This window comes from Haladaptatus pallidirubidus (assembly GCF_020700235.1).
GTDB classification, from domain to species: domain Archaea; phylum Halobacteriota; class Halobacteria; order Halobacteriales; family Haladaptataceae; genus Haladaptatus; species Haladaptatus pallidirubidus.
In genome coordinates, this window is sequence record NZ_CP085301.1 from 3,714,267 (window position 1) to 3,727,558 (window position 13,292).

14 protein-coding genes are annotated in these 13,292 nt (G+C 59.7%); 6 read left to right on the plus strand and 8 right to left on the minus strand.

What is annotated here, in order from left to right:
* Positions 1-159 precede the first annotated feature (159 nt).
* Positions 160-699 carry a tRNA (cytidine(56)-2'-O)-methyltransferase gene (locus LIX15_RS20145; protein WP_227775357.1) on the minus strand — a complete coding sequence of 180 codons (540 nt, stop codon included), beginning with the start codon at positions 697-699 and terminating at the stop codon, positions 160-162.
* A gap of 41 nt (positions 700-740) precedes the next feature.
* Positions 741-2,363 carry a Na+/H+ antiporter NhaC family protein gene (locus LIX15_RS20150; protein ID WP_227775358.1) on the minus strand — a complete coding sequence of 541 codons (1,623 nt, stop codon included), beginning with the start codon at positions 2,361-2,363 and terminating at the stop codon, positions 741-743.
* A 145-nt stretch (positions 2,364-2,508) separates the two neighbouring features.
* Here LIX15_RS20150 and LIX15_RS20155 point away from each other — a divergent pair, with 145 nt between their 5' ends.
* Positions 2,509-3,441 (plus strand): NAD-dependent epimerase/dehydratase family protein, encoded by a 933-nt coding sequence (locus LIX15_RS20155; RefSeq protein ID WP_227775359.1) that lies wholly within the window; start codon positions 2,509-2,511, stop codon positions 3,439-3,441.
* A gap of 26 nt (positions 3,442-3,467) precedes the next feature.
* Here the strand turns inward: LIX15_RS20155 and LIX15_RS20160 are convergent, their stop codons facing one another.
* The 5 genes from LIX15_RS20160 to LIX15_RS20180 all read right to left on the minus strand — a co-directional run bounded on the left by LIX15_RS20160 (position 3,468) and on the right by LIX15_RS20180 (position 8,279).
* Entirely contained in the window at positions 3,468-3,800 is a 333-nt protein-coding gene (locus tag LIX15_RS20160; protein WP_227775360.1) for a BsuPI-related putative proteinase inhibitor, read from the minus strand.
* Positions 3,801-4,223: 423 nt separating this feature from the next.
* Positions 4,224-5,351, minus strand: a complete 1,128-nt coding sequence (locus LIX15_RS20165; protein ID WP_227775361.1) for a S8 family peptidase — start codon at positions 5,349-5,351, stop codon at positions 4,224-4,226.
* Positions 5,352-5,467: 116 nt separating this feature from the next.
* Positions 5,468-6,592 (minus strand): S8 family peptidase, encoded by a 1,125-nt coding sequence (locus LIX15_RS20170; protein WP_227775362.1) that lies wholly within the window; start codon positions 6,590-6,592, stop codon positions 5,468-5,470.
* Between the two features lie 154 nt (positions 6,593-6,746).
* On the minus strand, positions 6,747-7,937 hold the full coding sequence (locus LIX15_RS20175; RefSeq protein ID WP_227775363.1) for a S8 family peptidase: 1,191 nt from the start codon (positions 7,935-7,937) through the stop codon (positions 6,747-6,749).
* Between the two features lie 114 nt (positions 7,938-8,051).
* Positions 8,052-8,279, minus strand: coding sequence for a hypothetical protein (locus tag LIX15_RS20180; RefSeq protein WP_227775364.1), 228 nt, complete (start codon positions 8,277-8,279; stop codon positions 8,052-8,054).
* 163 nt (positions 8,280-8,442) lie between these two features.
* On the opposite strand from LIX15_RS20180, the gene LIX15_RS20185 reads away from it, so the two are divergent.
* The 4 genes from LIX15_RS20185 to LIX15_RS20200 all read left to right on the plus strand — a co-directional run bounded on the left by LIX15_RS20185 (position 8,443) and on the right by LIX15_RS20200 (position 11,252).
* Complete coding sequence (locus LIX15_RS20185; protein WP_227775365.1) at positions 8,443-9,201, plus strand: DUF2797 domain-containing protein; 759 nt, start codon at positions 8,443-8,445, stop codon at positions 9,199-9,201.
* A 23-nt stretch (positions 9,202-9,224) separates the two neighbouring features.
* A complete protein-coding gene (locus LIX15_RS20190; protein WP_227775366.1) occupies positions 9,225-10,562 on the plus strand; it encodes a DEAD/DEAH box helicase in 1,338 nt (445 codons plus the stop codon).
* A gap of 202 nt (positions 10,563-10,764) precedes the next feature.
* Positions 10,765-10,947, plus strand: a complete 183-nt coding sequence (locus LIX15_RS20195) for a hypothetical protein (RefSeq protein ID WP_227775367.1) — start codon at positions 10,765-10,767, stop codon at positions 10,945-10,947.
* Positions 10,911-11,252 carry a hypothetical protein gene (locus LIX15_RS20200; protein WP_227775368.1) on the plus strand — a complete coding sequence of 114 codons (342 nt, stop codon included), beginning with the start codon at positions 10,911-10,913 and terminating at the stop codon, positions 11,250-11,252. Before LIX15_RS20195 ends, LIX15_RS20200 begins: the two co-directional genes overlap by 37 nt.
* Here LIX15_RS20200 and LIX15_RS20205 read toward each other — a convergent pair whose 3' ends face one another.
* On the minus strand, positions 11,253-11,642 hold the full coding sequence (locus tag LIX15_RS20205; protein ID WP_227775369.1) for a hypothetical protein: 390 nt from the start codon (positions 11,640-11,642) through the stop codon (positions 11,253-11,255).
* Between the two features lie 77 nt (positions 11,643-11,719).
* Here LIX15_RS20205 and LIX15_RS20210 point away from each other — a divergent pair, with 77 nt between their 5' ends.
* Positions 11,720-13,225: a DUF790 family protein gene (locus tag LIX15_RS20210; RefSeq protein ID WP_227775370.1), complete on the plus strand. Its 1,506-nt coding sequence runs from the start codon at positions 11,720-11,722 to the stop codon at positions 13,223-13,225.
* Positions 13,226-13,292 lie beyond the last annotated feature (67 nt).

Consider the following 13,292-nt stretch of genomic DNA (forward strand, 5'->3'; position numbering starts at 1 on the left):
GAAGTAGGTGCGTGGTTTGGGATATTACTATCGAACAATCGGTCTATTTGACAGTACGCCGCTAGGTAATCAGGACAACAGCGAAAACAAAAGCTCAAATCAGTTGTTGATACAGTAAACGAACGACGGAAAACCCCTCTCCAGAAAGTACTCCGTCGCTTACTCCTCGACAGGCTCGACGCGCTTTCCGGTCGCTTTGGGAATCACGCGCTGGTCTGCGTCCTCCCACTCCCGGTCGAGTTCCTGACCTTCGAACAATCTATCCAAAAAGACGGCCAATCCGGCAACCTCGGAATGTGGCTGGTTCGTCACGCCCACGTTCCAATCCGCGGCCTCGTACACGTCGAAGGAAACCTTCTCGGCACCGACGACGACGAGCAGGGGTTCCCCGCTCCATTCCTCCCGAATCTCGCCTTCCACGTCCTGCACGCGCTCGCCGTACATCGTCAGGTGGACGACGATACCCTCCCAGTTTCGGATGAGCGCCTTCTGGCTCTCCGAGCATTCGACTTCGAAGGGGCCGCCGAACCGCTCGGTGATATCCGCGATGGTGTCGCGCGACTTTCCCGCGTTGTCGGGGAGGACGACGCAGTCTGCGCCCAGTGCTCGAGCGGTGAGGCCGACGTGCGTCGTCATTCGCTCGTCGCGCCCGGGTCGATGGCCGAGACGGACGACGGTAACCTCGGTTTCGTTCTGCATGACTGGAAAAACGGAGCGCGGTAGTTAGGGAGTTTCGAATCCTATTCGAACGCTTCCGCGACCCCGATTCCGTCCGTTATTCCGACGTGTTCTGAAAGGAAGTACGTCGCCCCGACCAGCATCACGACGCCGAGTGCGAGGGTAATCCCGACCGGCAGGCCGGTGTAGCCGCTAACGAGGAACGCCAGCGTCGCAAGTGCCGCGGCCAGTATCGCGTACGGAATCTGCGTGTTGACGTGATCGACGTGGTCGCTGGCGGCGAACATGCTCGACATAACGGTCGTGTCGCTGATAGGAGAACAGTGGTCACCGAACAGCGAACCCGTGAGGATGGCTCCGATGGCCAGCGCAATCGGTGACCCGATGGTATGCGCGAGCGGCACGGCGACGGGAAACAGTATCCCCATCGTTCCCCACGACGTTCCGATACAGAAGCTGATAACGGCGGCGCTCAGGAAGACGACCGCGGGCAGTAGTTCGGGGGTGATGATTCCCTCGGTGACGCTGACGATGTACGGGCCGACGCCCAACTGTTCGCTGACGGAACCGATGCTCCACGCCAGCGAGAGGATAGCGACCGGGAACATCACCATTTTGAACCCCTCGAAGATGGAGTCGCTGACCTTGTCGAGTTCGATTCGAGCGTGTCCGACGAGGATGGTGAGGATCGTCCCGCATCCCGCGAACGATGCCCAGAGGATAGCGTTGGCGGTATCCGCATCCTTCAACGAATCGCTGAACGCGGAGAGTATCGCCGAAATTTGGTCGATTCCCTCCGAACTGGCCAGGGCGGTCGCGGTTTTTTCGATACCGCCGCCGGAAAACCAGAGACCGAAGACGGTGACGAAGACGAGGACGACGATGGGCGAGACGAAATACCACCACCGTGGGTTCACGTGCTCGGGCGTTTCGATGTCACTCGCTTGCGTTTCCATCATGGGGTTGGCGTCGTCGCGGAGCAACTTTCCCTCGTCGCGGGCGCGACGCTCGGCGGTTTGCATGGGACCAAAATCCCAGTCCGTGAGAACGACGACGAACACGAGCGCCAGCGCGAACAGGCTGTAGAAACGGAACGGAATGGACTGGATGAACACGACGAATGCGTTTCGCTCGATTCCGAGCGATTGGAATTGCTGTGAGATGAGACCGACTTCGAAACCCAACCACGTCGATACGACCGCGATGCTCGCCGTCGGCGCGGTCGTCGAATCGAGTATGTACGCTAACTTCTCCCTGCTCACGTCGAAGCGGTCGGTCACGGGGCGCATCACCGACCCCGAAATCATCGTGCTGGCGTATGAATCGAAAAAGATGGTCATTCCCAAAATCGAGGTGCCGAGTTGCGCCTGCCTGCTTGTCCGAACTCGGCTGACGATGGCGTCCGCGACCGACTTCATCCCTCCGGAGAGGAATATCATCCCGAGCATCGCACCGATGAGGAACGTGAACAGGAGCAGTTTGACGTTGAACGTAGCGGTAACGTTCGCGACGATGAACTCCAAGCTGCGCGCCGCGCCTGCAACGGGATTCCATCCGACGAGAATCGTCGCGCCGAGCCAAATTCCGGCGAACAACGAAAGCAACGCCTGCCGCGACACTAACGTCAATACGATGGCGATCAGCGCCGGAAGTAAGCTCAGCAAGCCGTAAGTCTCACCTGGCATCGAATTTCCGAATACGCTCATTAAATATAAACATTATTTGTATCTGCTGAAAGGTGGCCACAAATCGTATCAGAGACGAACCTCCGTCACGCCGACCGCTCCGAAGACCGCAACACACTTCCCGGCAACACACGCAGAACGGAGCATGCAACTCTCCGGTAAGCGAGTGCTCGTAACCGGCGGTGCCGGACTCGTTGGCTCGCAGATGGTCGAAGACCTCGTCGAAGCAAACGACGTCGTCGTCGCGGACGACCTTTCGAACGGGATCCGTTCCTCCATCCCCGACGATGCGAAGTTCGTGCAGGCGGATTTGACGGACGAAGCGCAGGTTAACGATGTCATCACGAGCGAATTGGACGCCGTCTTCCACTTCGCCGCCGCGGACAAGTACGTCAACACGGACGACCCGCGCCCGCAGTTCGAGGAAAACGGCGAGATGACGTACAACATCCTCGAACGGATGGACGAGGTCGGCGTGACGAACTTCGTCTTTACCTCTTCTTCGACCGTATACGGCGAGGCTCCGCGCCCGACGCCGGAGGACTACGCTCCGCTCGAACCCATCAGCATCTACGGGTCGGCAAAGCTCTCCGAAGAAGCTCTCCTCTCGACGTTCGCACACTCCTACGATTTCACCGTGTGGAACTTCCGCTTCGCGAACATCGTCGGCCCGCGATTCGGCGCTGGCGTCGTTCCGGACTTCGTGGAGAAGTTAGACGAGAATCCCAGCCTCCTCACGATTCTCGGCAACGGACTCCAAGAGAAGTCGTACATGCACGTCACGGAATGTACCGAGGCGATTCGCTACGTCGTTGAAAATGCAGAGGGTGCGATGAACACCTACAACCTCGGCACGAAAACGACCACCTCGGTCAACGCCATCGCCGACATCGTGGCCGACGTGATGGATCTCGGCCCCGAGTACGAGTACACCGGCGGCGACCGCGGTTGGACCGGCGACGTACCGAAGATGCGCCTCTCCATCGAGAAACTGTCCGCACTCGGCTGGCAACCCGCCCAGAGCAGCGACGAGGCGGTCAGACGGGCAGCAGAACAGTTGTACGATAAGCTGGAGTGATTTTCAGGTTCGAAACAGCGAAACAATCAGACGGAAAAGTCGGTTCGCGCTTCGACGTCCGCTTCCATGATATCGAGCGTCGCAACGACGGTGTAGTAGCCAGGTGTCGGGTCGGGCCACCCGCCCGAATACGCCCGTTCCGAATCCGATTCGAACGTCTCCGATTGAAGCGCCTGCGTGAACATCCGTCCGTCGCTCGCGCGCCAGATTTCCCGGTCGTCTTCGAGGACGGCGAAATCCGCCTTGAGTCCGCTTCGAAAGGTAACGTCAACCGGGTCGTCACCGGGGTTTCTGACCGTCAGTTCGAACTCGACGTTGCCGTCGCCGGGCGTCGCCGTCACATCGCTTTCGAGCGTCATTGATTCACTCTTGGACGCGGTGATTCGAAAAGGTTGTCCCCGAGACTGAGACTTCCGACGTCCCAGCCCCGGTCGGCCGTGTACTCGATACCTTTTGCTACGTTCGCATCGTGAACTATTTGTTAACTGATGACTTCAGGTATAGTGCGAATATTTTACATTTCCGCGCAGTACTGTCCCTCAGCTGGCACGACGGCATCCACTGTTTTATCCGTGCTCGTGGCGTTTATTCCCCCGAGAACCCTCCGGGAACGTTGACCGTTTCGCCGGGAGATGACGGCGGTAAAATGGGTCGTCCTGCGGGCGGGATATCGGGACTGTCGGAACACGCTGGGCGGCATCTATTGACACTGGTTACACGCTGCGATACCTCGTAAAATGAGCGACCGTCGGCGCTGAGAAGCGGAAACCGAGCGGTTCGGCTTAGTTGTCGGTCGAGTTGAGACCGAGTGCGGACGCCACGTCGAGGAGACCCGAACCGGATTCGTTGCTCGACAGACCGATGTTCTCCGCCGTGTTCTTGAGCTGGCTGCGAGCGCCCGAGTTGGAGTAGCCCGCGGCCATCAGGACGCCGGCGGCACCGGCGACGTGCGGGCAGGCCATCGAGGTACCCGAAAGCGTGTCGTAGCCGCCGCCTGGGTACGTCGAGTAGATACTGCTGCCGGGTGCGGCGAGTTCGACTTCCGGGCCGGTCGAGGAGAACGAGGACAGGTTGTCGCTGGAGTTGGTCGAACTGACAGCCACGACCGAACTGTACGCCGCGGGATAGCCGACGCAGTACGAACACGGACCCGAGTTGCCCGCCGCCGCGACGACGAAGACGCCGCTGTTGTTGGCGTAGTTACAGGCGTCCTGGAGCGTGTAAGAACCGGACGAGGCGCCGAGGCTCATGCTGGCAACGTCGAAGCCTTGGTCCGCGGTCCACTCGACACCGGCGGCGATGTCTGAGAACGAACCGCTGCCGCTGTCGCTCAGCACTTTGCCGGCGTGGAGGGTCGCGTCGGGTGCGACGCCTTTGATACCTTGTCCGTCGTTTTCGGCCGCCGCGATACCGGCACAGTGGGTGCCGTGACCGTTTCCGTCTTCCCACGTACTATAGCCGAATCCGCGCCCGTAGCCGACGTTGTCGAGGTCCGGATGGTCGGAGTCGATACCCGTGTCGAGGATTGCGATGTCGGCACCCGCGCCGGTATAGCCGCTCGAGTGAGCGACCTCCGCATCGACGCGGTCGACGCCCCACGGGACTGAGTCCGCGAGCGCGTGCATCTGGCCGTTCTCCTCGACATAGCGTACGCTCGAGTTCTTCTGTAAAGCCGTCGTCGTTTTTTTCGGAACACGAATCGTCAGAGCATCGAAATCGAACTCACGAACGACTTCATCAGCCGCGTCGCGGGCCATCGTACGCCCGCTCGCGTTTTTAACACCGACGTTAACTTCCACCAAATCGTCCGGCTTTGCGTTCGCAAAACCAGTAACGGAAATCGCCGCCGCCGCTCCACCAGTTGCCTTGAGGACATTTCGCCGCGAAACGCTATCTTTGTTGCATTGCATTGCAAGTGAAAGAATGTAATGGTGTCTATTAAATTTTTCTCTAGAATACTTATTAATTAATACCTTCTAGTTAGGTGTGTCAATGGTGGAACGAAATCGGCGGTTCGCACCGAAGGTTAGTTGTCGCCCGAGTTCAAGCCGAGCGCGGCCGCTACATCGACCAGACCGTATCCCTGCTCGTCGCCGGACAGACCGAGGTCTTCCGCGGTGTCGCGGAGTCGCTGGCGCGCGTCCGTGTTCGAGTATCCGACGGCGGCGACCTGCGCCGCCGAACCCGAGACGTGCGCAGTCGCCATCGACGTGCCCGAAAGCGTCTGGTACGTGTCGTCGTAGTAGGTCGAGTAGACGTTCGTACCGGGACCTGCGAGTTCGATTTCCGGGCCGATCGAGGAGAAACTCGCCAGTTCGTCGTTCTCGTTCGTCGAACCGACCGCGATAACTTCCGGCTCTGCGGCGGGGTAGCCGACGCAACTCCCACTGCACGGCCCGGAGCCACCTGCCGCACCGACGAGAAGTGATCCTTGGCCGTAGGCGTATTCGACCGCGCTTTCGACGGTCGCGGACTTGCTCCCGCCGAGGCTCAAGTTGATAACATCGTGACCCTGATTCGCGGCCCATTCGATGCCCGCCGCGATGTCGGAGTACGACCCGCTTCCGTTACTGTTCAGAACTTTTACCGCGTGGAGGGTCGCTCCAGGCGCGATGCTTCCGACGCCGGAGTCGTTGTTGACCGCCGCAATCGTACCTGCGACGTGGGTTCCGTGCCCGTTTTCGTCCGACCACGAACTCCCGTGGTACGTTTTTCCGTTTCCGAGGTTTGCTTGCAGGTCGGGGTGGTCAGCGTCGATTCCCGTATCGACGACCGCCACGTCCGCTCCCGCACCGGTGTAGCCGTTCGTCTGCGCGACATCGGCGTCGATGCGGTCGACGCCCCACGGCATGGTCTCCGCGAGGGCGTGCATCCGGTTGTTCTCTTCGACGTAGTTCACGTCTGGCGCACGTTCGAGCGCGGCGACCGCCTGTTCGGGGACGCGAATCGTCACCGCGTTAATCGAATCGAACTCACGCACGACGTCGTTCGATGCCTCCACTGCGAATCGCCGTGCGGATGCGCTGTCGAATCCGACGTTCACTTCTCGAACGTCCTCACGTCCGGCGGCGGCACCACTGCCACCGAGTGCGATAACCGATGCACCCGTCGCTTTCAGTACCCTTCGTCGTGTGTGGTTTTCTTTCACCATCAGTAGTACAGAGAAAATACCCGAATATAATTCCTTCTATCTAGAAATTATATTATATAAAATTCGAATGATATAAGATGTCACTTTACCACGAATACGATAGGTCACGACTGACCGAGACGGCGTAAAATGGATGAAGTAGAGCGACAACCGCTTAGTTGTCACTGGAGTCGTAGCCGAGCGCAGCGGCCACGTCGAGGAGACCCTGTCCCTGCTCGTTTTCCGGCAGGCCGATGTCTTCCGCCGTACTCAGAATTTGACTCTCCGCGTCGCGGGCCGAGTAGCCCTGCGCAATCAGTTGACCGACGGCACCGGCGACGTGCGGGCAGGCCATCGACGTTCCCGAGAACGTGTCGTAGCCGCTCGGAACGGTCGAGTAGATGTCCGTCCCGGGTGCGATGATATCCACTTCCGGCCCTTGGCTGGAGAACGAAGACTGTCCGTCGCTGTCGTTCGAGGACGCGACCGCGATGGTTTCCGGGTAGGCGGCAGGGTAGCCGACACAGTCGGTACACTGACCGTCGTTACCGGCCGCGGCGACAATCGAGACACCGTTGTCGTAGGCGTACTGGATTGCGTCGCGGAGTGCCGAGGAGCCGGACGAGCCGCCGAGGCTCATGCTGGCAACGTCCCAGCCTTGGTCGGCGACGTACTCGACGCCAGCCGCGATATCGGAGAACGAACCGCTTCCGTCACAGTCCAGCACTTTGACGGCGTGAAGCGTCACGTCCGGTGCGACGCCGACGACCCCTTCCGTGTTGTCGTCGCCCGCCGCGATACCGGCGCAGTGGGTGCCGTGGTCGTTGTCGTCCGACCACGAAACGTTACAGGAGTTGCTGTTTCCGTAGAACGTACAGCTTCCGGTGAGTCCGCCGCTGCCGCAGGAGACGAACGCCTCGCCGGAGCCGAGGTGGTCTTGCAAATCCGGATGGTCGTCGTCGATTCCCGTGTCGATAATTGCAACGTCGGCACCGGAACCGAGGTCGCCATTCGAGTGGGCGACCTCCGCATCGACGCGGTCGACGCCCCACGGAAGAGTTTCCGCGAGGGCTTCCATCGTGCCGTTCGCTTCGACGTAGCGCACGTTCGGGTTTGTTTCGAGTGCGGTTGCCGCCTGCTTCGGCACTCGGATGGTCATCGCTTCGATGGAGTTGAACTCCCGGACGATCTCGTCCGCGCTGTTCCGAGCAAGTGCCCGTCCGCGCTCGCTGTTGAACCCGACGTTAACCTCCACCTTGTCGGTTGGAGCCGCGGATGCGAGACCAGTTGCACCGGCCGCTGCCAGCGAACCGCCAGTGAGTTTGAGTACATTCCGCCGCGAAACGCCATTGGCTTTCCTTACCATACCATTTGGTACAACTTAGCATATATTTAAATAAGTTTCTATAATAATTTATCAAATAGTATGCGGAGAAACCTCTAACGAAAAGGAGAATGGTCGAAGTCAATTTTTAGGGATTTAACTGCCCGTTTGTCCGTTTTCTTCGACGTACCTGATTTCGGGGTGGTTCTCCAGTTCAGTCCACACAGACTGCGGAATTCGAACGGTTACGACATCGAGGGAACCGAACTCGCGAACCACTTCTGCAGAGTTCTCTACCGCCGATTTTCGACCTTCATCGCCGTCGAATCCGACGTTCACCTCCACGATGTCTTCCCCGGAATCCCCTGTGTCACTATCCGGCACGCTATGTTCCTACAACACACGGGTTATTAAAGTATTCTTCTTCTATTCAAATATTCCAACACTATTCAATTTTAATTACCATATATAACAAATCAATAGATGCACATTATTCCGCTCCCGGCGAACGACACGACTTTTACTTCGTCGGAACGAATCTCCATCTGTGCAAATCGTCGGGTACGATACCGGTGCATCGGGAGATGGCGCGCCCGCCCTGTTGGTGAGCGACGCGGATTCCCTCGTTCGTGAAGAACTGATAATGGGTACCGAACTCGAATATACGCTCGGCCAGCGACGCTGCGCCGGAACGTTCGATGGGTCGGTACACGTTCCCTGTACCCGCCCCGGCGCACCCTACTGTGACGCCCACGCTTCCACGTGGATTTGCGCCCGCTGTACCGGCACCTGCCTCAAAGACGAGATGGACTGCCACGAACCTCACGCCGTCTACCTCGCGGCGTTCGCCCTCGCGACGTTCAAAGTCGGCGTCACCCGCGAATGGCGACTCGGAACTCGTCTCCGAGAGCAGGGTGCAGACCGCGCCGTCCATCTCCGAACGGTGAAGGATGGGCGAATCGCTCGCCAACTCGAAGCCGAAATCGCGGAACGGTTCACCGACCGCGTGCGCGTCCCGACGAAGATTCGCAACCTCAACCGAACCGTCGATGAATCCGCGTGGAACGACGCGCTTTCGGCGTTCGACCCCATCGACAGTTTTACCTTCGATTACGGATTCGAACTGGACTCCGCCCCGGTTCACGAAACGCTCGCCAGCGGCACCGTCGTCGGGACGCAAGGGCGCGTCCTCGTCCTCGAACGCGGCGGGACGGCCTACGCCACCGACATGCGCGATTTGGTGGGGTACGAACTCGAAGCGGGTGCGACCAATCGAAGCCTGCAAGCCAGCCTCGGCACCTTTTAGGCCGCAGAATCCCCAGTTTCGGTGTGGCCGACGTAACTATCTCGTTCGAGGGCGGGACGCTTCGAGTCGAAACCGAACTCGACGTGCCGTTTACCGAATCCGACCCTCGCTCGAAAACCCGGCGTGCCCCCGCGTTTCGCTACGCCACGCTTTGCGATTATTTCGATTCGCGCGACGTTTCGGTGGATGACTCGGTTCTCGACCTGCCCGAACTCCCCGCGCTTCTCTCAGCCTACGAACTTCGGGAGTATCAGGCGGACGCCCTCGATTCGTGGGACGACGCGAACCGTCGTGGAGTGCTCGAACTCCCTACCGGAAGCGGAAAGACGGTTATCGGCGTCAAAGCAATCCAGGAATGTCAGACGCCGACGCTCGTCGTTGTTCCGACCATCGACTTGCTCGAACAGTGGCGCGGAATCCTCGAAACCGAGTTCGACGTGCCAATCGGGCAACTCGGCGGCGGCGAACAGCGCGTGGAAGCCCTCACGGTTTCGACGTACGATTCCGCCTACCTCCGAGCGGACGACATCGGCGACCGATTCGGCCTCGCGATTTTCGACGAGGTTCACCACCTCGGCGGCGAAGGCTACCGCGAAATCGCGCGCCTTCTCGCGGCACCGGCGCGGATGGGGTTGACCGCGACGTTCGAGCGCCCCGACGACGCACACGAAGTCGTCTCCGACCTCGTCGGAGAGAAAGTGTTCGACATCGGCGTGGACGAACTCGCGGGTGAATTTCTCGCCCCATACGACGTTAAACGCCTGACGGTCGAACTCACGCCGGGGGAACGCGAGCGATACGAGCGAGAACAGGGCATTTTCACCGACTATCTCGTGCAGTCGAGCATCCAGATGCAGAGCGGGAGCGACTATCTGGAACTCGTCAAACGCTCCGGAAACGACCCGAAAGCCCGCGAAGCGCTGCTTGCAAAACAGCGCGCGCGAGACATCATGATGAACAGCGAGGGAAAAGTGACCGCACTCGCGGATATTTTGCGCCAGCACCGCGACGACCGCGTCATCGTGTTTACTGCACACAACGACCTCGTATACCGACTTTCGGAGCGATTTCTCATCCCCGCGATTACGCACCAAACCGCCGCGGCGGAGCGTCGCGACGTACTCGACCGATTCCGGCGAGGGGTGTTCTCCCGCGTCGTCACGTCGAACGTGCTGGACGAGGGGGTTGACGTTCCCGACGCCAACGTCGCCGTCGTCCTCTCGGGAAGCGGAAGCGAGCGCGAGTTTACCCAACGACTCGGACGAATTCTTCGCCCGAAAGATGGCGACGGACGAGCGATTCTCTACGAAGTCGTGACGACGGAAACCGCGGAAGTTCGGGTGGCAAACCGCCGCCGCTGAGGACGGTTTTCGTTCCCTCACGCCGTTCTCCGTTGCAAATAGTTCGTACTGTTTTGATACTATCTATTGTCAATATAGTTTTGATACTATTTTGTGAGTACTCAATACCCGACTTCTCCTTCTTTCAAACGGGGGCGACCCCCCTCCCTCTGACATGGCTTTCGGGGGAACCCCCTTCTAATATGCGGTAGTACGAAGGACAATGGCCCGAGCATCCACCGACCCCGCGACCGAAAAGTACGAACTGCTGACCACGAAACAGAAAGAGCGAGACGGCAACACAGAGACGGCGACCGTCCAACACGTTTACGTGAGTAAAACGCAGGTCGTCCTCACGCTCGCCTTCGAGTGGACGACCGAGACCTGCGCAAACTCGAATCGCTGACGAACGACCACGGGTTCGAGTTCGCACAGGTCGGCCACCTCGAAGGGCTTTCGCTGCCGGTTCGGTACACCGGTCACGGCTGGGTTCCGATTTCCACCCTCGCATACACCGACGGGGAAGGCTCCGTGACCGAGACGTTCCGAACGGAACTCGAACTGCTCGCGCGAGAACTCGCCCGTTCACCCGGCTATCTTCGTCGATTCGTCGCGTGGACGCGGTCACTATCCATGAAACAGACCGTTATCGCGGTTATCATCGTCAAAAAAATAATCGTCATCGCACTCGTCGCGGGGATGGTGCTGTAGTTACCGCAAGTCGAGGTCGATGCTCGTCCGCGATGCCTCGTCGTACTTCGCGTACTCAACTTCGAACGGGATTCGAACGGCCTTCGTCTGACCGCCCGGAACGGTTACTTTCGGCGTCTTTTCGTGTACCGTCCCGTCGATTGTAGCGGATACCTTGAGTGGCGCCGACGACTTGCTATCTCCGTGGTTCTTGATGTTGACGACGACGACGAGATTTCCGCTCTCGCCTTCGGTGATGCCGTCGATTCCGATCGTCTCTAAATCGCCCGAGCGCGCTCTGTCGCCGTCGTCGTTCGTCTGATTTCCCCCGCCGAGGATGGAGGCGCAACCGCCAGTCGAAGCGAGGGCGGCGACCAAGCCGAACTGCTGGAGGGCTTTTCGTCTGCGCATACTCCACCCCATTAGGTCACGCGGAATGAATCTTCTCATTCCAACGGCTTTTGTACGCACCTCGTCTACGTCGAATCGTGCTTACGAAAGACCTGCTCCGGGTGTCTCGCGCCGGAGGGGGCTACCATCCGCAGTTCGCCGGGCGAGAACACCGACCGCTCGCCGCTCGCGTTCTCGGTACCTATCAGGGTCACGTCGGCGAATCGCGGTCGGAGCTCCAGTCGGCTCTCACCGACCTCGAAACCGACGCTGCGGATTTCAAACTCGTCCGGGGGTTCGCCAAACTGCTCGAACGAGAATCGACGTTCGAGCCACGGGCACCCGTTCACCCCGAGCGCGCTCGAACCGTAGCGTTCGAGGAGGCGGAAGCGGTCGGAGTCGCGCGCGACTCCGACCGCGAAACCGCACTTCGACGCGCCGCAGACCGCCTCGACGCAACGCCGAACGCGATCGAAAACTCGTTGTACGCCGACTTGGAAGAGCGTCAAATACAGAGTTCTTTCGACTCGCGCTGGAATCCCGACGAACTAGTCGCCCAGTACAACCTCTCGCTCGCCCAAACCGCGCTGTTCGACGCGACGAAACTCCGCGTTCGGAGCTCCGACCCGAAGGCGCTCGTTTCCGCCGTCAAGCGCCTTCGACTGATGTACGAAATCCGCAAAACCGACCGCGGGCGGGAAATCGTCGTCACCGGACCGGACGCGCTCTTTCGGGCCACGCGACGGTACGGAACGCGGTTCGCCCGTCTCCTCCGAACGTTAGTGAAAGCGGACGAATGGCGCCTCACCGCGACCATCGACGATTCCGGAACCGAGCGCGACCTCGCACTCTCTGATTCCGACCCGATTCGGCCACCGGGAACCGAACCAATCGGCGAGGTTTCGTTCGACAGCGACGTCGAACGCGAGTTCGCCGCGCGATTCGATGCGCTCGGTCTGGACTGGAACCTCGTGCGCGAACCGGAACCGCTTGAAGCGGGCGCGCGAGTGATGATTCCCGACTTTGCGTTCGACTATCGACACGCTGATTTCCGCGTCTTCTTCGAAATCATGGGCTTCTGGACGCCCGAGTACGTCGAAAAGAAACTGTCGCAACTCGACACCGTCGAGGACGAACTGCTCGTCGCGGTAGACGAAACCCTCGGTGTGGGCGAGGAAATCGCGGCCCGCGACCACCGCGCGATTCCGTATTCCGGTCGAATTCGCGTCAAGGACGTGCGCGACGCGCTCAGACGCTACGAAGACGAACTGGTGGCCGAGAGTGCAGAGTCGCTTCCCGATGAAATGATTCCGGAGGAGGACGTAATTTCGCTGACCGACCTCGCGGACGACCACGGCGTCAGCGAGGACGCGATAGAAAACAAGGCGTTTCCGGAACACGGCCGAGTCGGGCGAACGCTGATTCGTCCCGCGGTGCTGGCCGAACTGCGGGACGAAATCGAGGACGGGATGGCGTATTCAGCGGTCGAAAATCTGCTCCGAGAATTCGGAATCGAAGATGCCAGCGCCGTTCTCTCCGAACTCGAATACGCAGTCGAATGGGAGGGGTTAAGCGGCGGAACCCTTCGGCGAAACGGTCGGTGACAACCGACTTTGGCATCCCGTCTACGACGACCGCTTAACGGTTGCTCTACACAGCAACTGACGGTCG

Bases quoted from the DNA above. Each gene is read 5' to 3' on its own strand.
- LIX15_RS20155 (WP_227775359.1), top strand. From the start codon at position 2,509: ATGCAACTCTCCGGTAAGCGAGTGCTCGTAACCGGCGGTGCCGGACTC.
- LIX15_RS20170 (WP_227775362.1), bottom strand. From the start codon at position 6,592: ATGGTGAAAGAAAACCACACACGACGAAGGGTACTGAAAGCGACGGGT.
- LIX15_RS20195 (WP_227775367.1), top strand. From the start codon at position 10,765: ATGGCCCGAGCATCCACCGACCCCGCGACCGAAAAGTACGAACTGCTG.
- LIX15_RS20205 (WP_227775369.1), bottom strand. From the start codon at position 11,642: ATGCGCAGACGAAAAGCCCTCCAGCAGTTCGGCTTGGTCGCCGCCCTC.
- LIX15_RS20175 (WP_227775363.1), bottom strand. From the start codon at position 7,937: ATGGTAAGGAAAGCCAATGGCGTTTCGCGGCGGAATGTACTCAAACTC.
- LIX15_RS20160 (WP_227775360.1), bottom strand. From the start codon at position 3,800: ATGACGCTCGAAAGCGATGTGACGGCGACGCCCGGCGACGGCAACGTC.
- LIX15_RS20145 (WP_227775357.1), bottom strand. From the start codon at position 699: ATGCAGAACGAAACCGAGGTTACCGTCGTCCGTCTCGGCCATCGACCC.
- LIX15_RS20165 (WP_227775361.1), bottom strand. From the start codon at position 5,351: ATGCAATGCAACAAAGATAGCGTTTCGCGGCGAAATGTCCTCAAGGCA.
- LIX15_RS20150 (WP_227775358.1), bottom strand. From the start codon at position 2,363: ATGCCAGGTGAGACTTACGGCTTGCTGAGCTTACTTCCGGCGCTGATC.